A 23,130-nucleotide genomic window follows, 5' to 3' on the forward strand; every position below is an offset into this window, starting at 1 on the left:
AAAAAGCCACCAGTAAGGGTGGCTTTCTGAAGATGAGGCCCTGAGCCTTCCCGGGACTGAGCCACTGACAGAAGGGAGAGCCGTTTTTTTCGGTGACATCCCCCGCATGGCGGCAGATGATTTAAATATGGTATGAATGAATCATAACTCACCGTACAAGAGATTTCCAGACCTATGCGTATCGACCGACGTCTGAACAGGGACGTGCTTACCGAGCGTCAGCTCTATTTTACTGAATGCTGGTCCAACTTCTGCCATAAAAACAGCCCGGATACGGACCGTGTCGGATACAGCAATCCACTCAACACAATCCGCGAACTGCTGTTTCTTTACGAAATGGAAGATCGTTTCAGTGCCGATAAAAAAAGACTCCGGGTGGCCACAGAACTGCTCGAGTTACTCGAGACCGATCAAGTTCTCAGGAGAGAGGCATTTGAGGACATCCCCGCTCAACTGGTGAGTCTTCTGGACAGAGATCTGCTGGTTGACCCCACTCGCAGCCCGGTGGAAAAGCGTCCTCGTCTTATCTGTAGCCTCTGCGTACAACTGGCGGATATCACCGAGGCCAGTTATATCACTGAGGCTCTTGAGATGCTTGAACAGGAGCTGTTTACAGAGCACCCTCTGGATGAAAACTGTGCGCGGGATATTTACGCACTGACGAACGGGGTCATGAGTGTGCTCCTCACCCGGGGAATGACGCTTACGGAATGTTACTTGCTGTACATCAATATTTTCAGAAATGTGAGTACTGAACCGGACGCTTTCCGGACCGCCTTTCACTCGTTCCGGCAGAAACTGGTAACACCTACCCGGGACGTAACAGTCCGGATGTTTATTATCAGTGAGAAACTGCACACCCTGCTTAACACGCAAGGACCCACACTGCAGTTCAACGGATGTGTGTTCCGGCCACTTGATGAAGCCCGACAACGCTTCTCCCTCTCTGTCGATATACCAGTTTGCTCAATGTCTGACACATCTGCCCGTAACATGGCCGGTCAGATGCTTCGTGAATCCCTGGATGTCATTGCCTACATGGTGGGTAAGGGAGATATCACCGTCCAGAAACAGTTCATGATAATCAGGGATGAAGACGAAGCCGAAGTGCCGCGCTTCGATAATGAAATCGAGGCAAACTCGGACCGGTTAACGGACGAGGAGTTTGCGCGCTTTATGGTGGCGATGAACCGGCTATTCACAGATACACCGGATGTGTCCCGTAAAAAAATCAGCTCCGTATTTCGGTTTTTCCGTAACGGTATTGAAAGCCAGGTTCAGGAGAGTCGTTTCACCGCTTACTGGTCGGCACTTGAATCATTAACGCTAGGGGTTGCCCCTGGCACACCATCACATGAACAGCATGTCATCAGCGTTGTGGCTCCCTGCATGGTGCTGGATTATATTGTTAAACAGCTTTTTTCACTAAGAAAAGTGCTTCGCTTCATCCTGCGAGAACCGGGACACCCCTTACGCACACCAGACATTGCCTCACTTCCACTGGGGCAGCTCTATGCCCTTCTTAAAGATGCAGACCGGGCCCGGGAGCTTCAGGCAGATTTACAGCACTTTCCGTATGTCATGTACCGAGTGCGTAAGCTTGCCGGGATCTGTGCGTCACCCGAGAAAATGGCGGATAAACTGCAGCAGCATGCAGAGAAAGTCACCCGGCATCTTCACCGCCTGTATCTGCTGAGAAACACCATCGTGCACAATGCAGGCACCAGCCCGCACATTGACCTGCTGACGGTGAACCTTGAACACTATCTGCGGGCAACCATCAGCGCGTTGTTTAATATTGTGGTGATCCACCCAACCGTCAGTACCGCTGAGGAAGCATTTACCCGGTGCCAGTTTACCAGTGAGTCAGTTTTCAGGGAACTGAACCCCCTTCACGGAATCACTGAAAAAAAACTGTACACAGCCATTGATAATCAGCTGAAAAATGGGACGCTTTCCCGTAGCGATGCACTTCTGATTGCATGGCTCAATGCTCACCACTGACACTCTGGTGACGGCTGTCAGGGGAAAGGGTAACTCACAGGCCTCATCGGCCCCCATCATGCTGCCTCCAACAGCATGATGGGGGCCAATGTTCGGGTTTTCAAACACTCAATGGCACGCAGGTGCTACTCTTCTGACACGTCTGTCTGCCCTAGGGATGGTACAGTTTCTCAGCTTAGTATCCGCTCATAACGGGAACGGAATGCTTTTTCCCCTCCCTCCATTTGTCGGCAAATCAGCGCCTTCACCGGCGTCTCCTGAAGCGCTCCACAAAGCCCCGGGTACAGGCCAGAGCGGTCGTGTTGCATACTGATAACGTATTCCGCATCACCATTGACGACTATTGGGGCAGAATGCGACACGATAATCAGCTGCCGGCGTTTCTTGTTTGCCATGATGGCAGGGATAACGCTCATGCTTAGCATCAGGCAGTCCAGGTCGTCTTCTGGTTGATCCAGCAGAAGTGGATCGGTGCCATACGACAACAGGAACTGCAACATGCTCGCCCCTTTTTGTCCTGGTGAGGCAGAGGAAATGTCTTCCATTCCTCCCCCGGGCGTCTGGTAACGAATGTGGATCCCGTCATCCGGATACCAGCATTGCAGGGCATCCAGTTGCGCTTCATTCAGACCTTTAAGGCGATTTCTGAAAGCACCGTGAAGCTCTGCCCCGGCGCCCGGCTCCTCGCGATTGATAGCAAGATGCAGCGCTTTAAGCTTATCCAGCTCAAGATATTTGCTTTCCGTAGCCGCTGGCATCGGACTGTACGGACGCAGACTGATAAAGCCGTGAAGCAGCCCGCTTCCGTCACCATTATCATAGATACGTTCGGCAAAGTTGCCTATGCCGGTTACCGCCTGATAGCCAGATACAGTGTCTTCATACGGGGCACAGAGCGGCAGAATTTTTATTTCCAGCGCGCTGAGAGACAGGGAGGACAGAAACGCCTTCCGCTTTTCGGTCAGTACCATACGGTGGTTACGCATTTCAGCCAGCAATTCTGCGGACTTCGCTGCGGAGGCAGCAATCGTCCCGTCAAGATCGGCGTAATTTCTCAGCTCCGATTTCAGCGACTCGCAACGTGTCATCAGCTCATCGAGGACATTCGGATTGAGCCCCTGCTCCCGTAACGCAATAGCCTCACGTTGTACGGTTTCCTCCTGGTTGCGGACCACCTCTTCCAGTGCGAGAAGAGAGGGCTCCTGCCTGATGGCATCGAGTTCCGCGGCATAGTCTGACAACAGCGTGTCAAGACGCTGTTCATATTGTTGCTGTACGTCCGAAAGACGCGTCATAAATGCTGTCAGTGGTGCAGACGCCTCCACCTGGAGAACCGGGACTTGTACTGACTCTTCCGCCTGCGCCCTCAGGCCAGCGACACGCTGTTCATGATGCTCCAGAGGAAGAGTCGCCGCAGACAGTTCAGCCCGGGCCGTGGCCAGACGGGTGCAAACTGGATAGTACGCACTGGACCGCAACTGACTGACGGCCCGTTCAGCATCAGACAGCTCCCCCTGCAGTGTGCCCGCGATCGTCTGGCTGGCCAAGTGACCACGCAGCGTGATTTGCTCATTCAGATATTCTCTTTCCAGTTGATCCCAGCGCTCTTTCCAGGCACGTTTGTTGACCACCGGACTCTCGTCACAGACGCGCAGGAATGCCCCTGTGTCCGACGCCAGCTCGTAGAGCATTTTCTGGCTGTATATCGAGAGGGGAAAACGGTCTGCTGACCAGTGATTGTCCTGCACCCACTGACCTTCGCTGAAGATATGCAATTCATGACGACCACCGGGCCGCCAGCTGAGCCTGAAATCGGTGCCTTCTTTGCGGAATACACATTCGATGAAAGAATCCGCCTCCATGCCCATCCCCGTCTGACTGAACTGGCTCAACTTGTTGCTTTGAGACACAGTCAGTCCTTCGGTTTTTCGCATGGCCAGACGGATACTTTCGATAAGCGTGGACTTACCACTGCCCCGGGAGCCGATCACCGCGTTGTAAAACGGACTGAACTCGACGGAGGCCCCATTCTGGTCCGCCGGCCGGCAAAGTCGAGTCCTGAATGTCAGGCTTCGCAAATGTGAAGCTGGTGCCTCCGGAGGGTTATCATCGAACAACACGCAGTTTTCCGGATCGAGTAATGCATGCCTGAGACCGTCAAAATCAGGCGCGGACATCTTCAGCCAGCAAGTGCGCACTCCCGCTTGTTCAGGGTGGTGCGCATCTGATCCCCGGAGCCATGGCAAATCCGCAATCAGACGCCGGTGAGTCCCGTTCGTAATATCCTCCTCCCTGTGTCTGATCTCCACAGCATGAGGGTTTGCCTGAAAAGCGGCAGCCAATTCCCCCTGATTAGTAAGGCTTGTCAGAACGCCTTTCGCTGCATCAATGTGTGCGAGGATACAAATCGCTTCCGGGTTACGACGGATATTACTGATGATGCCCGCAGGTCCCAGCTGGAGCACAAGCTGATGATTGGGGGTTTCACGCGGAATAGGGAAGTTGTTGTTGCACTGGGCCAGGAGCCGTTCCACCTCGGCACTGGTGCTCTGGGTGTGCAACACTGCGAGGATATGGACGTTGCCGGTGGCCGTGAGCTCCACCCCCGGAAACAGAGTCAACGGCCGGAAGTCTGCCAGTTCACCGGAACTGGCGTCCCGGGACATGTTCGCCAGTTCCGCTTTCAAAACGTCAATCCAGGCCCCACTGTTATGGTCACTAATGACAACACAGTCGACCTGCTGTCGCATGTAAGCCAGCAGCCATTCCCGGGGCTGGAGATCCGGTACTCTGTAGTCATCTGAGGCCGGGGTATGGTTATGAAAATCAAATTTAAACCAGCGTGATCCTACCGTCATTGTTTCTTTTCCATGTGATGCCAGAAGTCATCCCACTATAGAAGCATTCACCTAGTAATCCAGAAACATTTCGTCATATATTCTTAGGTTGCGGGCTGGAGCTCGCCGCCAAAGAACGCGCAGGTGAGCCGATACCCTCCCCCAATAGCGCTTTATAATTTGCGTGTAAAGGGGATTTTTAGTAGCTTATTTATTAGACAAAAAGACAAAATGAGGAGTCGTTGCCATGAGCGAAGACGGTTTCAATAAAGATGACCTAAGCAGCACCTTTGCGCGCTTCACCACAAAACGCCGCAATATCGTTTGTGATGAGTCCAAGTTAAAGCGGAAAAAACCTGAGCCAATTGCACTAACCAGTGCAACCAATGCATGTGGAACCTCCGTACTCGATGGTATAGCAAATATTCTGACCATAACTCCCGAACGTAAAAAACGAAATGACGAATGGAGAGCACGTTGGGAAGAAGAAAGGGCTGAATGGGCAGATCAGAGTCTGTACATAAATTTGTGTAATTGCCTGATTTTGATATGTTCAATCCAACATCAAAAGCAGGTTAATTTATGGACGAAAAACAGTTGCAGGCTCTGGCTAACGAACTGGCCAAAAATCTCAAAACCCCTGACGATCTCAACCAGTTCGATCGCCTGCTGAAGAAAATCAGCGTTGAGGCGGCTCTCAACGCCGAAATGTCCCACCATCTGGGCTACGATAAAAATCAGCCCAAACTGGGGGCTAATTCCCGTAACGGCTATTCCACAAAGACCGTTACCACCGGCGATGGCCCTCTGGAACTACGTACCCCACGCGATCGTGATGGCTCCTTCGAACCCCAACTGGTGAAGAAAAACCAGACCCGCATTACCGGCATGGATAACCAGATTTTATCGTTGTATGCCAAAGGGATGACCACACGCGAGATCGCCGCCGCGTTCAAAGAGTTGTATGACGCGGATGTCTCACCCGCGCTGGTCTCAAAGGTCACCGATGCGGTCATGGAGCAGGTTGTCGAATGGCAAAATCGTCCGCTGGATGCAGTCTATCCCATTGTTTATCTTGACTGTATCGTCCTGAAAGTCCGACAGGATAGTCGTGTCATCAATAAATCAGTGTTCCTGGCGCTGGGCATTAATATCGAAGGCCAGAAAGAGTTGCTGGGGATGTGGCTGGCCGAAAATGAAGGGGCGAAGTTCTGGCTGAATGTGCTGACAGAATTGAAGAATCGTGGCCTGAACGATATCCTCATTGCCTGCGTTGACGGCCTGAAAGGTTTCCCGGACGCCATCAACGCGGTGTATCCGGAGGCCCGCATCCAGCTGTGCATCGTGCATATGGTGCGCAACAGCCTGCGGTTCGTCTCCTGGAAGGACTACAAAGCCGTCACCCGCGACCTGAAAGCGATTTACCAGGCACCGACGGAAGAAGCAGGCCAGCAGGCGCTGGAAGCGTTCGCCGCAGCCTGGGACAGCCGCTATCCGCAGATAAGCCGAAGCTGGCAGGCAAACTGGGCCAACCTGGCGACGTTCTTCGCTTACCCGGCAGACATCCGCAAAGTCATCTACACCACCAACGCCATAGAATCACTGAACAGCGTGATCCGGCATGCTATCAAAAAGCGTAAGGTGTTCCCGACGGACGACGCGGTGAAAAAGGTGGTGTGGCTGGCAATCCAGGCGGCCTCACAGAAATGGACGATGCCGCTGAGGGACTGGCGTATGGCAATGAGCCGCTTTATTATCGAGTTCGGTGACCGCCTGGACGGTCACTTCTGAGAAAAGGCATTTACACAGAATCGTGTACAGGGTCGGCAGATCAAGATAGGAAATGGACTGATAATAGATGAACTGCGCGTTTCAAATATCGCGCAGTCCTCTATGGGCAGTCCTCTATGGAATGAATACTACTATTTGAAGCTTCCTTTTATAGCTCCCCCGACTTTATCTGTAACAATCTGCTGAGCTCCTCTTCCAGCCTCGGCTCCCGCCTGCTGTGGTTGAGAACCACCTTTTTCTAATCCAGTAGTTATTGCTGTTCCCAAATTAACGCCAATCCAGCTAAGCATTCCTACCCAAAACGCGGGAAATACCAAGTACATCATCCCCAGAACCAGGTTCATAATCCATCCATCAGCCGTTGAACTAAAGAAAGCCGCGAAAGGCACCGAGCTGTTTGCAATCCCCTGCTCAGCCATATTGTCATAGAGGATGGTGATCAATCTGTCATCAAGCCAGCCTGCCAGCTCCCACCAAAACGTGATGAACTGAAGAGCGAATAACGCGAAGGAGATAGTAAAAATAGTTTTCGGATCGTAGGCGCTGAACATCAGTAATGCCGGTATGACCGTGATTACCATCATCAACAATAATGCCTGAATCATTGGCAATGCCTGTTTCAATGCATCAAAACCAGGTAACGCTTCGGCCTGTTTCAGTCCAAGACCAATAGACGAGGTAAGGCGTGTAAGATTACCAACTACTCCGGTGGTTGTATCGCTACTGCCAACAGCATAAGTGGTACCGCCCCCGGACAGATCTGCGTTACGTGGGCTGACAAGCCAGCGTAGGGCGATTTCTTCCCACTGCTGTCCGGGGAACTGGCGTTGCATCTCCTTACGTGTGTTATCACTAAAGCTGGCCAGAACTCTTTTGCGAAGCCCGGAAGTACCATCGGACCACCACGTCTTACATGTTGGATATCCACCTGCGCCAGTATCTGGATAGCCACTGTCCCGGCTGCTGTTGTAAGGCCACTGGCTACGTGGCGTCATAGCCGTGTAGTAGTCATAATATCCGGTAGTATTCAGAAAGTAGCTGCTACCTATCCAGCCCACAGAGTTGATGGTGGCATCACTGAGCTGGCTGTTGCTGTTTTTCAACCTGAAATATGCTCTCGAGTAACATTGATCTGCAAATTCCTGGACCTCCTGCAGCAACACAGGATCACGCAGCTTCGTGTTCTGAACGTCAAAACGCATCTGCCGCAAATTCGTACCGCATGGGATTGATGCAATCATTGCCTGCGTTGTACCCTTCGACATCATATGCAGGAGATACCACCATACTGGAACCTCGGCCGTACGACCGTCAAAATCATTAACGAGTCCCTTGTAGCCGGAATTCTGTGGCGTCGGCACACTGACGCCACACTGTTTAGCGCGCGAGCTGTCGAACTTGATTGTGCTGATATCAACCGGCAACAGCGGAATACAGCAAAAGAGCATCACAAGATAAGACACATACAGTGCATGTTCGATTCGCGGAAGGGCAAGGAGCCCTTTGTTCCCCTCGTCAGCCCCCTCCTCCCTCACTTTCAGCCAGACGCCAAGAACCCTGACCACCAGTGGCAATGCAAAAAGTCCCGTATTGCTGAGAATGCTCCACATGGCATTGTTCATTACCCAGCCAAAGAGAACGAGAAAATATTCCAGAAAACTGTTTGCTGTCATCGTCCTCTCCTTACACAGCGCTTGTCCAGGCCACATATTCTGTGGCTACCAGGAACAACACCCCCATCAGTTCCATACGCACAAGACGTGGACGTCCGTCCGGCCAACGGATTAATGCCTGTGGGCGTACCTTCAGTATCCAGGCGGTAATAAGGCAGCCATAAAGAACCAGTCGCCAGGCAAACAGTCCCCATCGGCTGTCATGCAACCAGCGCCGTGTGATGTGGCCATCAGGGTCGTAAGCCATAAATACCGCTGCGATAGCAAACATGCTGGCCGTCATCAACAGAATGAGCAGCACCATAAGGAGAATGCGGCCAATATGGCCGCTGAGCGGGTTAAGTCTCATATCAGTTTGCTCCGGAAGACTGAGACTGGCCCATCTGGCTGAAGCCCTGGTCCTCGTTACCGGCTTTCTGCTGCAGACGGTTATCCTGATTCCTTGTTCCCTGCCGTTCCAGTGCCGTAAGCAGACTGTTATTGCTGATAGATTTGCGTAACTCCATCTCATTACGCAGCGCCGTCAGCTCGCGATCGAGGGCATCGATGCGGCGATCACCCTCGGCAATAGCTTCCGGCTGCTCTGCAGCATTAGGTTCGGATTCACCGGTGGTGAGCATCCTGCGCATTGTTAGCGCGGTTTCAACGGTATCGGACATCGCCAGTTCGCCGGCAAGCCGTTGAACCAGGGCCGCTTTGTCTGGATCGTCACGTAATGCCTGAATTACCCCGCGGGTGACAACCAGACTGCCGGTTTTCAGTGCGGAAAGGTTATCAGTGGTGGGCTGCAGTTCACCACTAACCAGCTTACTAAGCTGCTCCAGATTCTCTTTCGTGGCATCCTCAAGGATGGGAGAAAAGCCAGTACCAGCGACAGCACTGCCCGGCTGGTTATCGGTTCCACCACTGGTACATTCACTGGTTTCCCGGCAAGTCCTGATGGAGCGATCACCAAGCACTTTAACAACGGCCGCTGCGGCCTCTTCAGAAGATTTATAACGTTGGCATGCGGTACCATTGCAGCTCGAGGAGCCGACGCTGCTGTTACTGGTCACTGGCAAATTATTCATCATGTTATAACCAGCTTTGGCCAGATCCCGAGTGGGTTGAATTGCGGGCTGCCCCTTACCTCCCCTTTTCTGCCCACCGACCCACGTCACGCCTTCCTCTCCGGTTGCTTTTTGCAGTTTCTGGTCGCTGGAAACCGCATCGCCACCACTTGTGGCCACAATATCTTTGTACTCTTCAGAGACGGCTACCTGCTGCCATTTATTGCCGATGGTATAATCAGCCAGCTTCTTCGACATGCTCTGACAGTTCAACATCGCTTTATCAAAACTCAAACCGGCCTGCAGAACGCCATTGGTGAGCATTTCATACAGCCCGGGGTTTGCGCGCTGAATAGCCATTGCCGGCATACTCATGACAGCACCGGTCGCCCCCTGAATCACATTCCCCATCAAATCCTTAAACCCGCTGGTAATACCATTCAGCTGGTTGCCAACGGTTGTTTTGATGTCGAAATTGCCACACATCAGATCACTGCTAAGGCCACCATTAATGCCTATCCTGGACATATTGTTACGACTGGGCGGGGGTGAAATAACCGAACCACCACCAATAGAATAAAAGAGCCCATCGCTGATAGCGTTACCGCTAACTGACGCCCCCGATGAAGACAAAGAGATATCAGCTGCCATTGCCGGCAGCGAGGCAAAAATCAGTAAAAGTCCTGCTTTTTTCATGTTCTGAACCTTTATGAGAAATCGGTGCTGGAAAGGAACGTCTGGCCGCGACGTTTGCAGCAGCTGTACGGTTGCCACAATGCCCAGGCATAGTTACCGTCCTGGGCAATCTGGCCATTGGTGTCGGGAAACACTGCACAGGTCTGGGACAACTGAGGCGAAAGTCGCTGCCATTTGTGGTTTTTCGTGCCGGTATTTTCTTTTACCGGCTCGGGTGGCCAGTAACCCGGGGACTTCTGTCCCGTAAGGGGGTTGTAGACATGGAGCTGGCCGGAGCGGGTAATGACGTCAGCGACACGCTGAACTACAACCGCTGCTGATTTGTAACTGTCTGTCTGGGTGACAAACCCGCTACGTGGATAAACGTTCCCCCACATATTGCCGGATGTGGTTTCCCCGATTTCTCGTTGCCCGGGGATGAGTGCTTCGGGATAAAGGGTCTCCGGGACGCCCGTTCGCCAGACCAGAGCATCCAGTGAGCTGTTGAAATAGGGCATGAAAGGAGTAGCAGCGCTGTCGCATGAATAGCCCGGCACCATACCGCCAATGATTTTCGTAGCTGGATGGCCCCAGGCGTCGCCGTAATAGAAATGCAGGTTCTGCTTACGTTCCCCGGGAGCTTTCATCTCCTGACGACCGCCCCCCGTACTCACGCCCGTCACACTTTCCAGCAGGGAACCTTCAGCACCGCTGGCGGCGTCACTAACTGTGGCCATTTCAGTCCAGGGGTTATCTCCGGGATTGAGGTAAGCCGATACCACAGCCTCCGGAATGAAATGCGTCACTTTTACCGAGGTTTTCACCGTGCAACCAAATGGAGTACACAATAACCAGTAGCAGATACCACTGACACGCCAGCTGATACAGTCTGTACTTGCCGCGCTGGCCAGAAGATTCGCTGTATTGACGCTGGCCATGGTGCCGGAACAAACCAGCAATGTGGCGATCGCCAGTCGACGTGGGCGGAAGGAGAAAGATTTCATCGGTTCTTCTCCTTCCAGGCAGCGAGCTGACGGGTCGCCTCGTTGACATCAGTCGTACCGTAGACAACAAAGACGTCATCAAAAACCACAGCCGGGTATTTTTCCAGGCCGAGGGACCAGGCATGAGTGACACCCGCATAAGCTTCCGCCAGTTGTTGTTGCTGCTGCCGGAAATTCGGGGAAGAGATCACTGCCCGGGCACGTTGTTCTGCAAGAACGGGATCGGCAGATAACTGACCGAAAATGTCAGCCTGTGCACGTTCGGGCGCATCGAGCTCAACAACGGAGACATCCGGACCAGGATTTGCTGCTATGGCATGAGAGGAGTCGGTATATATCACTGTGCCGGCACTGGCACCGACGGAAAGGAACAGTGCTGCCAGGCAGCAAAATGGCATTTTCATGAAAAACACTCCCTGAGTGTGAAAAACCTATTCAGGGTGCGTTCTCTTTAAGGAGGGGTCAGTAATTAATTCTGACGTGAAAAATGATAATTAATCTTGCCCTGGTAATTCATCATCTGTACGTCAGCATAAATCTCAGATCGCTGGAAATGTCATTTTTTAAATGCAGGAACTTTAATACACGCGGGCTCTTTGCCGCCCGCACCCGCAGCCTCCCCCCTTACCAGACAGCGGAAAACACACCGCTGTCTGGCAAGGTCGGAGGGTTATAAGTCACATCCGGTGTCACAGGTCACCCTGTCGATTTCCTTAAGAACCCAGAGCATATCGGTTGCATCGGGTACACAGATATTCCATCGGATACCCGACCGGTACTCCTGTTCTGCTGGCCAGAGTGTATTGCCGGTAACAGTTATCAGGATATCCAGGGTTTTCTCATGCACGTCGCTGAGGTGCACTGCAACGCAGCTGCGCCGGCCAACCCGGTGAGGATAGACCGACAGCAATACAGGCTGCTCCAGTCTCTTAACGATCTCCCCTTGCAGATGCTTAATCGACTCACTGTCAGCCACACCGACTGAGGCAGAACGGCGGAACGGTAAAAATAACAGAGGCAATAAAAGCCTTGTCCGGTACAACGATCGGCGTCGCCATAATCAGTTTTTTCATATTGTCCCCTGAATAGTACCAATGCCACGTTTCTCATCGAGGCGGCGCGCAACGTGAAATGCGGCCTCAAGCTCCGGGCAATTTAATTCATTCATAATGGCCCGTCTTTCGGCTTTTTCCTCTTTTTCAGTCATTCCCAGCGCCAGGTACAAACTGGGGGGGACCGCACGAAACAACGCCTGTACCTTACGGGACAAAATAACTCCCTCTGTGTATTTTCTCGGAAGTTTTGTCGCGGACAACAGCATCGCCTTCTGCTCTTCTGTGAGCGTCTTAAATCGCGCTATTTGTTCAACTTCATCAGGTGGCATAACGAGGCAGATCCACCACTCCGCCATATTGAGCATTTTTTTCGCAGTGTCAGGGAAATCCTCCAGGTTCTGTGTGAACAACCACAGCCATGATCCGAGCTTACGCCACATTTTGACAATTTTGGTTGCATACGGGCCCAACAGCGGGTTAGCAGTTACAATATGCGCTTCGTCGATTGGCACAATGATATCCCGATCGCTGAACTGTTCCCTTTCTGCGATGTTGTTAATCGTATTAAGCAGCGAGATGACAGCAACGGCCATCTGAGCTTCATAGCCTTCACGCGCCAGCGTACCTAAATCAACAATAGTCACGTCTGCCTCTGGCCATTGCGCGCCCGGACGGTTAAACAACTCCCCTTCAAAACCTTCGGTAAACATGCGTAATGCTTCTGCCATCTCTTCAGCTCGCGCACGTCGCGCTGGCGTGCGTTTCTCGCGGCCGTCTTCTCCCATGCTGACATCGCGGGCAATGTTCTCAAGCGAGAACATTAAATCTTCCGGTAGCATCTGGCGGTTTTCGTCAAACGCTTTACGAGCCGCAATGAGTATCGCCTCACGAATCATACCGCGGTCGGCGCGTGTCATTCGCTCCTCTTCTGCTGCTTCACCACCGGTGATCATCAACCGCGCTGCAATCTCCATTTCACCCAGAATGTCACGTTCTTCGTCCTTGTCCTCATCATCTTCATCAATGTCAGGGAGGGCCTCTTCGCTTGTCACTAGCGTCTCAGGTTTCGCCTGCATGAGCAGATGTGAATCGCCAAACGGAGCAAGTGAAATAACCTTACCAGGCTTGATACTGACACGGTGCACTGAGAGCCCCAGCGAATTACAGTAATCTCCAAACAGACCGAAGCTGTTACCCGCTTCCAGCAAAAATATACGGGGGCGGTAGATTGCCACCATCTGAGCCAGTTTATCGAGCGCAGTGGCAGATTTACCGGCACCTGTCGGCCCGAAAAGCAGCAGGTGCGCATTCTGGGTACGGTCATTTTTATTAAGTGGATCTACGGACAGGGGGCCACCACCACGATTCCAGAACGTAAGCCCCGGGTGACCAGTACCGGTGTCACGACCATAAATAGGGGCGAGACATGCAAAATGCTGTACAAACATAAGGCGCGTGTACCAGTTGTGTTTATCCATTTGAGGGTTAAAGCACATGGGTAACGCACGCATATAACTGCTGAGAGGGCCAATATCGTGTTCTGGATTTATCGGTTCCATCCCACAGTTCAGTAATTTACTGCTGAGATCAAGATACCGTTTATCGAGTGTTTCCTTGTCCTGAGCCTTGATAAGCAGTGTGATGGCCGCACGGTAAAGTTTGTGTTTGTTTCCCAGGAAATTACGCGCTGTAGCAGCGTCTTCACGAGCACGCAGGGAATCAACATTCTCCCCCATTGAATTGCGGCTCAGGCTCGCAAAACTTTCTTCAAGTTTGTCCTGAGGCTGAACCACCAGGGTCATGGCCAGAACTGTCCCTTCCGGAAGCAGATCCATAATGGCATTCACATTATCACCACGTTTTACCTCCCCCGTCAGATGACCAGTGGAAGGTGCAGTACGCAGGCGGGCAACCGGAACAGCTTTATGTGCCACATCATCAAACCACCACACACCGCTTTCGGCATCACTTCGCGGGCGGGTAAACCAGAGGCTTTCGCTGAAATCATTCAGAAGAGGCAGATCGCCCGGTGCATGATCGGAGTGTTTTGCGCAACGATACAATGTTTTCTTATCGACCCACGCCGGCGCCGGGTTGAACCAGCGCAACAGCCAACTATGGATTTGCTCGCCGTTCTGCTTTTCGCACCGGATACCGGCACCGCTCAGAGCTGCTGTCAGGCGATCGCAGACCTGTTTCAGCAGCACCTCCGGTGGCATGGGGTCACGATACGGTGTCTCAACCCAACGGTAAACCACCATGCGCGTTCTGCGAATTTGCCCTCTCCAGGCGGCCCCTGTGACAGCCTCGTCTACAAAAAGCCCCTGTTCCACCGCCACATTTTCAAGGTGGCGCTCCTGTTCAGCCAGCCAGGCTTTAGTGAATGCGGTTCCCTGAGCTCTTGGCCTGACATAGCCTCTGATAGTATCCATATAAGTAGAGAGATCAGAGTCATCCTGGCAGAAAAACTGTACCACCCATTGATGATCATCCAGTTCAGGGAGACTGTCCTGTAGGGCGTTCTCAGCGATATTGCAGATCTCGTCCAGACGTGTTTCCGGGCGCCCTTCAGTGCCCACCGGGATAATCTCATATACGGCCCCAACGGATACACCATCGTCAAGCAGAATGCATTCATGCTCTGGCAAATACTCGCCCCATGGAACATGATCGATAATGGAAGGTGCAGTGGAATACAGACGCGCTTCATCTGAATGAGTCAGTTGCCCTTCCCGGGTAAGCGGTTCATACCCACTGACGGAAAACGGACCGTTACCGTACTGATGAGCATCCTGAGACGCTCGACGTCGGCCAAATAGGGGGAAAGCCATCAGAGATCCTCCGTTCGCTCACCAGGCAACGCATACTGTACCTGGCTGTAGAAAGGAAAGACGGTGCTGTAGCCTGGAACCGGCGTGTTCCCGCCAGCCAGATGCGGGAAAACATACATGACCATGTCAGGATTTGGCAGACGCGGGAACGTCTGCTGAATTTCATTTTCCTGGGTGCGGCTGTAGCTGTTACTGACCTGCTGATTGATCTCACGTTCGCTGTCTGTAACTGGCCGGCGAAGTGTTGTTCTGCTCTCGTTGGTAGCATGAGTTGCCGATGCACCATCGTTCCATAATTCAAGCATGGTGCTGTCGCCAGGCGGCAACATTTCCTCTTTTGACGTACTGCAACCCGAGAGGGCAAGCGGTACAACGACCAACATAATGGTGGCCAGATGATTAAAACTGAGCAACATGCACCTCCGCTTCATCCGAATCACTGATGACAGCTGACAGACGAAACACTCGCCCATCAGGCAGTTGCATCTGCATTCCATTACCCTCGCTCAGAAGCTTCTTTCCGACAGCGAGCAGGGCCTGTTCGGTGACTTCATGCCTGCTACCTTCCCATTTGCCATTATCACACCTGACAAAACCGGCAAAGAGACGGCCACCCAGTGGTATATAGTCCACCCGATATTCGAGGTTTTTATTGTTCTGCATCTTTATCCCCATCAGTCCATGCCCGTGCTGCTACCAGCGAGGCTGAAATTGTCATATTTCACCTTGCGGCCTTTTTCTTCATAATCAATCGCCAGCTGACGAGTGATATGTAAAGCCACTTTTTGTCCAGGCGGTACATAGATCGCGTCAAACGTCTGACCATATCGCGCTTTAACCCAGTCAACGGTCTCACGCATACCGCCGGATAACGCCTTACCCAACACTGCCTGACCGGCATCCCCCGTCAGCGTTGACGTCACACCACCATAGCCATTGGTCTGGCTGGTATTCTGGTTTTCGGCCACGGCATCACCAGCTGCGCTGGCAGCTGCAAGTACGGCAATGGTTGGCAGATAAGTAGAAGCGTTTGATTTTCGGGTACCCGAAATGCATGGAATGCCGTTGTCATCTGACAACCAGCCAATACTGCTGTTATTCCCACCCTGGCTGTTCTGATTACCACCATTACTGCCTTGCCCCTCAGGTGAAGGAAGCGTACGAACAGTGCCATCAGTAAAAACAAAAGTGATGCTGGTTATGGCGCCACGCACGCAGGAAAGCGTCCAGTCCCCCGTAGCGGTTCCCGAAACGATCGCCCCCTGTACATCAGGCAATTCAATGCCATTTGCCGTCAGGTTGTCTTTTCCGATCATCACTTTGAACGGGTAAGGGTCAGTCACCTTGCCATCAATGGGAATACGTCCCAACAGCGCGGTCATGGCCCGACTACCCACAAGCGTGGAGTTTTCCGGAAGGGTATAAACAGGGGCGGCATTTTTTTCAGATCCGGGAATGTTGTTCTGTACCGTTGTACTTACTGCTGACGTAGCCTGCCTGGCTGCATCACCTGCAGCGCCAAAGGAGGTGGCAAAAGAAAAACCAGTCGCGTTATTACTGTTTTTATCTGAGACCGGTCGACCGTTCGCATCCGTGGCAATACCATCTTTCGGTTCAACCCATTGCAACCCGTTTCCATCTGTTTGAGATATATTTCCCGCGCCTCCGGTCAGACCATTGTCATAACCCAGTCCCACAGGAATATCGCTGCCTGCAGCGTTACCTTTATTTCCTGCCGTTAAGCCGGAGGACCCATTTTTGAGTTGATCAAGAAGTTGGTTCACCTGCGAGCTCAGATCAGTAACCTGAGAACTCAGTTGTGCACGTTTTTGGGCCTCTTCGGAACGAACTTGCCCCACAGCCTGGCTGATTTGCTGATCAACATTGGTGCTATTTTTTTTCAGCTCCTTATTTTCATCAGCAAGCGTTTTATTATCGCTTTCAAGGCTGTCAAGCCGCCCCTGAACCTTACGGTAACTACCAACCAGGGTACGCAAAGTATCCTGCGCGGTGTCACCTTCCACACCCAGCGCTTTGAGATCTTCTGGTGTCAGATCCTTAAGGGCGACATTAGAGGTTTTCTGGCCTGCTTCATTTTTATCGTTTTTATCTGTACAGGATTTAACCCCAATCATGATGGCGCCCACCACTACGACGGGAACCGCAATTTTCACAAGCAGGTTTGAAGCAGGCTTTTTCATTTATGCGCTCCTCGGTTACTCCGCTTACTCTCCTTTCCTTCAGATTCGGGTAAACGCTGTTCAGCAATAAAGGCACTTTCGGGACGTCCTGTAGTAACCAGATATAGAACTGTCGTGTCTTCCGGTGTACCGGCACGCCCCAGCCAACGGTGCTGGAAAGTCGCAGTAGTAAACTGACCTTGCAGCGAACGAGGGTCGAGGATGACCTTTACTGCTGATCGGTTACGCACCTGCAGCGCAATTACACTGCTGCCCTGCAGACTCCAGGCAGCCATCGGCGTGACGCTGACGGACTCAGAGGGCATAAGTGTGGTGATCCGGGGGGGAAGCTTCAGTGAAACCGGACTTACTCCCGGTACGGGCTCTACCGTTCTCAACGGTCCATAAATGTTCTGTGCGGCATAACGAGTCAGGACAACGGGCAGCGGCGCATTGAGTTTTGCGGGCCTCCGGCTTTCTGCCTTTGCCTCTGCCGACGACTGACGGCCGGCACTGTCCCCATCACTGCTGACCGTCTGTTTATCGGTCGCCGAAGCGGTAGCCACTTCTCCGTCGTAGACAATTTTGACAGGTTCCCGCGTGGTTTTACCGGGGGCAGCAGAAACATCAAGTAGAAGTATTTCCCCGTTTTCCTTGTTCTGAAGTTCCAGTCTCGTCACCGGAAAGGCTTCTTTCGCATCGAGATAAACTACACCTCCGGAGCTTTGAATACGCAGCTTGTCGTTGAGTGCGGGCGGAAACCCCACTCGCACGTTTTTGTTTACAAAAACGATTCGCTCCTGCCCTACAGTCAGGGGAATCTGCAACGGTATCCGTTCCCATTTCATAAGCTCAACAGCACGAGCTCCGGCTGAGACCAGTACCAGGGTCAGCAGGATCACTGAGAATTTTTTCAATTGAATGCTCCCGACTTTTGTTCTGGCTCAGGCAAGGAGATCGCCTCAAGTCTTTGTGGCGCGCTGTCATAGCAATCCAGTGCCAGTCCAAACGGATTTCGCTCTGGGTCACCTTCCCAGCGAACCACTTTCATTGGATAACGCGCCAGGGCACGCTTAACGGGTTCGGTATGGAAATATTCGTCAGCTACCAGGTCCAGCCGTACCACCCAATGATCTTCATCAATGACGGTCACGCTGCGGTTGCTGTAACCACGACGGGGGATTTCGTATACCACGCGTACACGATCGCGCAGCTCGTCATTATTCTTGCGCATCTCGGCGTCCTTATTGAGAAAATCCTGACAGGACGGCGTCAAATACGGGCTCATTTGGGCAATTTTGGCTGTGTAGTCAGCTTCCCCATTTTTCGGCCAGGAATTCAGTTGCTGAAAAATGTAAAAAGCAAAACTGTAAACCGTAGATGGCGGGACCTCCCACCATTTTCGGGTGCTGCCGGAACGCAGGTCGGGTGGGTTGTGAATTGTCAGTTCCGAGGGCGCTCGCATCCATCCCAGACTGGTGACGAACAGCCCCAGAGCCAGCAAAACACAAGCGATACGTAACGAAATAATATGATTATCGCGGGCGGTTATACCGTTACGAAAACGACTCATACTTTCCCTCCGCGCATCAACGGAACAGGTTTCGTTCGTTTAAGTTCCCACGCCCTGCTATCCAGAATCATGGTTCGGGACATACGTGCACGGCAGCGCAATTCCTCCAGACGTTGCCAGATATAATTTTCTGGCTTACCGCGCTTGTAGCTGGCAATCCAGTTGCCGCCAAAAAAAATAACCAACAGCGGCATCAGCAGCATGCACGTCGGAAAAGCCAGCCATCCGACAAAAGGAACCAGAGCTAACGGTATTGCCAGAGGGATACCGGCAATAACACCGATGACGGCCGCCAGCACAAACTCCCCGGATGTGAACCCTTTCCAGACCACGGGGGGGTTGTTCAGTCTGTCAGGGAGGAAATCAATGACGGCCATATGGGCTCCTTACAGGATATCTGAAGCTTTAGTTGCGAGGTAAATAACCAAAAGGATGAGGATGATGCCGACAACCAGATAGACCAGGAACTGAGTCCATTCCCCCTTACCACGACGGATATCGTGAAATGCGGTAATCACGGCATGCGCTACGGCAAAAAAAGCACCGACACATACGAGAAGCCCTATCGCAAGTGCCCCCATTTTGATGTAGCCCATAACGGTGTTGTAGGTTCCGCCACCGCCTCCAGATGTTGGCTGTTCAACAGCTGGCAAGTCTGCCATAGCCTGACTTGCAGTTAAGAGACCGGTAAGCAACAAATATCCCGCACGGGAATAGGCAGAACGAAAATGCCTGAAGAAAGTGAATTTCATTGAGTCATCCTTTCAGTGGAAAAACAGAAACAGGGTCAGCAGATAAAGCACAATCAGTCGAATTAGCAGCTCATTGAACTGCCTGAACGTCACTGATTTACTGACCAGGCCACGGTAGGCCTGCACCAGTGCCCATGCGCTGAAAAGGAGAACGACGATGGCGAGCGTACCGAGGATCAAGAGGTTCAGTTGCCCGGGCGTGAGGCTGCTTCCGGTGCCCGCACTCCATCCATTTAGCTGAGAGCCATTCATCGCCATGAGGGCTCCTCAGCACGGTACTGCCCGGTGACTAAAGTGGAGGGTGCTGTTGGCTGCGCGCGCGACGGCTCGAGATAAGTGGATATGCCCTGCCTCATCGTTGAGATGTCACGGGTTGCCTGCTGATAGTCGAAATAAAAGCGAGCGTCCTGATTCTGATTGGCTACGACGCGGGCGCGATCAAGGCCAGCCTGAACCTGATCCAGCTGGCGCATCACGAGTGCCAGCTCATCTTTTTCTGACGCCTGGCAGGTCAGCACCGGCAGAACGGGCAATAACATTGCCAGGATGATTGTGGTGTGACGCATTTGCGACTCTCCCTAATAACTTGTCGTCGGGAGATTGACGCAAACAGGACATGCTGGCAGCAGGAAAATATTTATGAAGGTCAGAAAATTAAATGACACAAAGTGAGCTGGTTAATACAGATGGACCTTCAAAAAAAAAGCCCGCGACATCGAGCGGGCTCCGGGGAATTCCCGAAACAGCTACTTCCTGGGCTATAGGTATTTTTTAAAGGACGCCGTGACGATGGCCAGAACACCGCCAAGTAATAATGCTGATGGCAGCAACAGGAGATTTGGCCAGACAGCAGTCGGCCAGGCCAGATACAACATGCAGGGGCCGTAAAGTGCGGGTTTAATAAAACGTTTGGCGTGATGGTAGACAAAGCTCGATTCATATCCAGCTCCGTAACGACGCAAATCTCGACGGACCAGCCCTTCAACTATGCCGGTGATAATCACCAGGCCGAACAGCGGCAGACTCAGAAAAAGGATCATCACCCTGATGAAGAAAATCAGAGTTACCCAGAGCGTAGCTTGCAGGTACTCCCCAAGCCAGCCGATTAGTGAGTCACCGAACCGGTTTATCGTTGGGATAACTCCAGTCCCCTTCTGACCAGTTTCCCTGAATGATTGAAGCCAATGGCTGAATCCGCTATCGACAAACAACCAGTTCCAGGCGGTATGTACCCACCGCGAAATCGTCTCAACCGGCGCTGCCATCAGTAAACTCCGCGTGTACCCTTCCGACAACCAGTGGCTTTCTGCAACCATCACCCGGTAGCTATGTGAAGCACCTTCGTCAGGCCAGAGTATGGCAATGCAGGCATATTCGATCAGCAGGCTAACCAGAAGCGACCCCAGCAGAATGCCAATTAAACTGACAGGCAAATCCCAGAGCAACATGCCGAATGGTCCGGATTGTTTCTGTCGGGATGGCGAACTGCGATTGGCAGTATCTCTGTCATGCTGAGACATTTTGCCCCCCCGAATATGCCGCATCACCGCCTGTCCACCAGGATTCTCCAGTTCGGTAATTCTGCTCCATGTTGTCAGCCAGCTGCTTCAGGCTCGCGGGCATGTAAGGATCGTCGTTATCAGCCGGCAACGGCATCCTGATTTTCCACAGGCGCCCTCCTTCAAGCAGGGCAAATGCCTGCCCTTTCGGCAGGTTGATAACGTCTGAAGGGTTGAGCATCGGGACTTTAACCAGACTGACCTGGTCCTGAACGTTACTGTTAAAATCAGTACCCTCTCCCGGCCGGGATACGTCAGTGACACCCGATGTAAGGGTTTTCTGGTAGACGTCAACTTCCGGTAATTGGTCGGTCAGGAGCATGGCAGTGTTTTTTTCACGCACACGGAGCATTATCAATGAGTTGAAGTTCCCCACTACCTGATTCGCTTTAGCACTGCTGCCTATACGGGCCTCGATGTCCGAAAGAGTCTGCGTATATGCAGTCACCTGGAAGCCCGCACCACCCCCTTTGTTGATGAGAGGAATAAACTCATCACCCATTAACTCGTTAAACTCGTCACAGTGAAGATTTATCGCCACTTTCGAACTTTTTCTGCCATCCTCATCACCGAGACCGAATTTATAGATGTGTCCACCTTCGGAAACGAGATCAGCGAACATGCTGTTGCCGACTGCTGCTGCGACAACAGGGTCGGATAGTGCATCGAGGCCGATATAAACCACGCCGCGCGATTTTATAATGTTATGCCAGTCCAGGATCGGTCTCGGATCGTTCAGGTCCGTATAGTCAGGTGCCAGCAATGCGGCCGTTTTACCAGTTGTAAGCTTTTCAAGCAGCGGCAGCAGTGACGCAACAATTTTGTCGAAATACGTTCGATCATATTGCACAGCGCTACGTAGCCCATCCAGCACCGGGTCCCACAGTTTTTTTCCTTCTTCGCTGGCCAGTACCTGCTCAATAGCCCAGATATTCATGCCATTAGGCCTGCCCTGCATGTGACGCGGCAGATCCTTCTCGCTTATACCGCTACCTAACAGCGCTTCGACTGTACTCAGCAACTGTGGTGCCTTTTCACTCAGCATATTCTCAACATAGGTTTCGTACAGTTCACCTATGTTTGTCACGTAACGCAGTATGAGACCGTAATCAGGACGCTGGCCAAGTGCGACCAGCGCACGGGTAATAATATTGACAAATCGCCAAGCAAATTCCCGAAATGCAGCAGAATTGCCCTCTCCGGAGAGCTGTCCTGCAACACGTGATGCTACTTCCGAGATACGGCTGAACCGTCCAACGGCATTGTAGCGAGCGCTTATATCTGGCCATCCGAGGTGGAACACCCAGAAGTTATCCTGACGACCAGCACGGTGTGCCTCGGCATACATTCGCCTCAACAGATCGGCATCTCCTTTCGGGTCAAACACGATGACAACTTCATGCTCGCCTGCAGCGTTTTTACGGCGAATATCCTGTGTGATAAGTAACTCAGCAAGCCGGGTTTTACCGACTCGTGTGGTGCCGATAACCAGTGTATGCCCTACACGTTCTCCGAGATCATAGGTGACCGTAGTTTCATCCAGTTCCACACCATGGTAAATGGGGCTTCCTCCTACAGGAGGCAACGGGCGAAACGGGTTGAGCGCCGAATCAGTTCGTGTCAGCCTGCACAACCACGGCAAGCTGTACTCCATCTTTTTTTCCAGATCGCGTGCCAGGCGATAAATAACAGAAGGTTGTACGTAGACCTCACACTCCGGACGCCTCGCTTCCAGAAGACGCTGCGTATGGCGGGGAGACCACTGGAAGCCCTTGCCAAGGAACAAGTGCCGCTGGCTGACGGGGATCTGCTCGCTGGTCAGTACATATCGGGGCAAACGGCGAATGTTTTGGCGGTAACGGAGTATTTTCATCCCCTCAGATGTACGCTTCAGCGCCAGTACACCAAACCCCGCGGCGGTCACCCAACTGACCGATGGTGCGAGCGCGACAGCCCAAGGGGCCGTAAGGCAAATAAAGGTTGCGCTACCCGCCGCCGCAGCGGAATACAGTTCAACCGCCGGGCGAAGGAGGGATTCCATCACGTACTTGTCGCTCATATAAAAGCCCTCCCCTGGAACAGAGCAAAAGTTTTATCATTGAGTTTGAGGAATAAATGAGCAGAATCTGTGGCCTTGCGGAATACGG

General features: G+C 52.4%; 21 protein-coding genes and 1 pseudogene. 3 read left to right on the plus strand and 19 right to left on the minus strand.

The features are described 5' to 3' along the window. Positions 1 to 174 precede the first annotated feature (174 nt). Positions 175 to 2,004: a hypothetical protein gene (locus WM95_RS20875; protein ID WP_032676600.1), complete on the plus strand. Its 1,830-nt coding sequence runs from the start codon at positions 175 to 177 to the stop codon at positions 2,002 to 2,004. Between the two features lie 170 nt (positions 2,005 to 2,174). Here the strand turns inward: WM95_RS20875 and ppl are convergent, their stop codons facing one another. After that, a complete protein-coding gene (gene ppl, locus WM95_RS20880) occupies positions 2,175 to 4,862 on the minus strand; it encodes an anti-phage protein Ppl (RefSeq protein ID WP_032676599.1) in 2,688 nt (895 codons plus the stop codon). A gap of 226 nt (positions 4,863 to 5,088) precedes the next feature. Between ppl and WM95_RS27660 the strand changes: the two genes are divergently transcribed. Both WM95_RS27660 and WM95_RS20890 read left to right on the plus strand, forming a co-directional pair. Next, positions 5,089 to 5,514 carry a hypothetical protein gene (locus tag WM95_RS27660; RefSeq protein ID WP_088544975.1) on the plus strand — a complete coding sequence of 142 codons (426 nt, stop codon included), beginning with the start codon at positions 5,089 to 5,091 and terminating at the stop codon, positions 5,512 to 5,514. Beyond that, positions 5,424 to 6,632, plus strand: a complete 1,209-nt coding sequence (locus WM95_RS20890; RefSeq protein WP_015386429.1) for an IS256 family transposase — start codon at positions 5,424 to 5,426, stop codon at positions 6,630 to 6,632. Before WM95_RS27660 ends, WM95_RS20890 begins: the two co-directional genes overlap by 91 nt. A 131-nt stretch (positions 6,633 to 6,763) precedes the next feature. Here WM95_RS20890 and WM95_RS20895 read toward each other — a convergent pair whose 3' ends face one another. The 18 genes and pseudogenes from WM95_RS20895 to traD all read right to left on the minus strand — a co-directional run bounded on the left by WM95_RS20895 (position 6,764) and on the right by traD (position 23,042). Next, positions 6,764 to 8,305 carry a conjugal transfer protein TraG N-terminal domain-containing protein gene (locus tag WM95_RS20895; RefSeq protein ID WP_032676595.1) on the minus strand — a complete coding sequence of 514 codons (1,542 nt, stop codon included), beginning with the start codon at positions 8,303 to 8,305 and terminating at the stop codon, positions 6,764 to 6,766. A 10-nt stretch (positions 8,306 to 8,315) separates the two neighbouring features. After that, positions 8,316 to 8,654 (minus strand): hypothetical protein, encoded by a 339-nt coding sequence (locus tag WM95_RS20900; protein ID WP_032676594.1) that lies wholly within the window; start codon positions 8,652 to 8,654, stop codon positions 8,316 to 8,318. Position 8,655: 1 nt separating this feature from the next. Beyond that, a complete protein-coding gene (locus tag WM95_RS20905; RefSeq protein ID WP_000709002.1) occupies positions 8,656 to 10,050 on the minus strand; it encodes an integrating conjugative element protein in 1,395 nt (464 codons plus the stop codon). Positions 10,051 to 10,061: 11 nt separating this feature from the next. Next, the gene (locus tag WM95_RS20910) at positions 10,062 to 11,033 is read right to left on the minus strand and encodes a TIGR03756 family integrating conjugative element protein (protein WP_032676591.1); all 972 of its coding nucleotides are present in this window, start codon (positions 11,031 to 11,033) and stop codon (positions 10,062 to 10,064) included. Next, positions 11,030 to 11,437 (minus strand): TIGR03757 family integrating conjugative element protein, encoded by a 408-nt coding sequence (locus WM95_RS20915; RefSeq protein ID WP_032676590.1) that lies wholly within the window; start codon positions 11,435 to 11,437, stop codon positions 11,030 to 11,032. Before WM95_RS20915 ends, WM95_RS20910 begins: the two co-directional genes overlap by 4 nt. A 266-nt stretch (positions 11,438 to 11,703) precedes the next feature. Continuing rightward, positions 11,704 to 12,106, minus strand: a pseudogene (locus WM95_RS20925) (hypothetical protein). Then, entirely contained in the window at positions 12,103 to 14,919 is a 2,817-nt protein-coding gene (locus tag WM95_RS20930; protein ID WP_032676587.1) for a conjugative transfer ATPase, read from the minus strand. The pseudogene WM95_RS20925 and the gene WM95_RS20930 overlap by 4 nt, the downstream one beginning before the upstream one ends. Then, positions 14,919 to 15,302, minus strand: a complete 384-nt coding sequence (locus WM95_RS20935) for a TIGR03751 family conjugal transfer lipoprotein (RefSeq protein ID WP_086544374.1) — start codon at positions 15,300 to 15,302, stop codon at positions 14,919 to 14,921. The genes WM95_RS20930 and WM95_RS20935 overlap by 1 nt, the downstream gene beginning before the upstream one ends. A 16-nt stretch (positions 15,303 to 15,318) precedes the next feature. Further along, complete coding sequence (locus tag WM95_RS20940) at positions 15,319 to 15,582, minus strand: DUF7446 family protein (protein WP_305955352.1); 264 nt, start codon at positions 15,580 to 15,582, stop codon at positions 15,319 to 15,321. An 11-nt stretch (positions 15,583 to 15,593) separates the two neighbouring features. Then, entirely contained in the window at positions 15,594 to 17,120 is a 1,527-nt protein-coding gene (locus WM95_RS20945) for a TIGR03752 family integrating conjugative element protein (RefSeq protein ID WP_032676583.1), read from the minus strand. Next, positions 17,117 to 18,016, minus strand: a complete 900-nt coding sequence (locus WM95_RS20950; protein ID WP_032676582.1) for a TIGR03749 family integrating conjugative element protein — start codon at positions 18,014 to 18,016, stop codon at positions 17,117 to 17,119. The genes WM95_RS20945 and WM95_RS20950 overlap by 4 nt, the downstream gene beginning before the upstream one ends. Continuing rightward, entirely contained in the window at positions 18,013 to 18,672 is a 660-nt protein-coding gene (locus WM95_RS20955) for a PFL_4703 family integrating conjugative element protein (RefSeq protein WP_032676581.1), read from the minus strand. The genes WM95_RS20950 and WM95_RS20955 overlap by 4 nt, the downstream gene beginning before the upstream one ends. Further along, the gene (locus WM95_RS20960) at positions 18,669 to 19,049 is read right to left on the minus strand and encodes a TIGR03750 family conjugal transfer protein (protein ID WP_000268263.1); all 381 of its coding nucleotides are present in this window, start codon (positions 19,047 to 19,049) and stop codon (positions 18,669 to 18,671) included. The genes WM95_RS20955 and WM95_RS20960 overlap by 4 nt, the downstream gene beginning before the upstream one ends. Before the next feature lie 9 nt (positions 19,050 to 19,058). Next, positions 19,059 to 19,424 carry a TIGR03745 family integrating conjugative element membrane protein gene (locus tag WM95_RS20965; protein WP_000673116.1) on the minus strand — a complete coding sequence of 122 codons (366 nt, stop codon included), beginning with the start codon at positions 19,422 to 19,424 and terminating at the stop codon, positions 19,059 to 19,061. A gap of 12 nt (positions 19,425 to 19,436) precedes the next feature. Beyond that, a complete protein-coding gene (locus WM95_RS20970) occupies positions 19,437 to 19,682 on the minus strand; it encodes a TIGR03758 family integrating conjugative element protein (RefSeq protein ID WP_001251235.1) in 246 nt (81 codons plus the stop codon). Continuing rightward, a complete protein-coding gene (locus tag WM95_RS20975; protein ID WP_001216596.1) occupies positions 19,673 to 19,990 on the minus strand; it encodes an integrative conjugative element protein, RAQPRD family in 318 nt (105 codons plus the stop codon). Before WM95_RS20975 ends, WM95_RS20970 begins: the two co-directional genes overlap by 10 nt. Positions 19,991 to 20,182: 192 nt before the next feature. Further along, complete coding sequence (locus WM95_RS20980; protein ID WP_024132198.1) at positions 20,183 to 20,944, minus strand: TIGR03747 family integrating conjugative element membrane protein; 762 nt, start codon at positions 20,942 to 20,944, stop codon at positions 20,183 to 20,185. Continuing rightward, a complete protein-coding gene (gene traD, locus WM95_RS20985) occupies positions 20,931 to 23,042 on the minus strand; it encodes a type IV conjugative transfer system coupling protein TraD (RefSeq protein WP_032676579.1) in 2,112 nt (703 codons plus the stop codon). Before traD ends, WM95_RS20980 begins: the two co-directional genes overlap by 14 nt. Positions 23,043 to 23,130 lie beyond the last annotated feature (88 nt).

It is taken from the genome of Enterobacter cloacae complex sp. ECNIH7 (assembly GCF_002208095.1).
Lineage (GTDB): Bacteria > Pseudomonadota > Gammaproteobacteria > Enterobacterales > Enterobacteriaceae > Enterobacter > Enterobacter cloacae_M.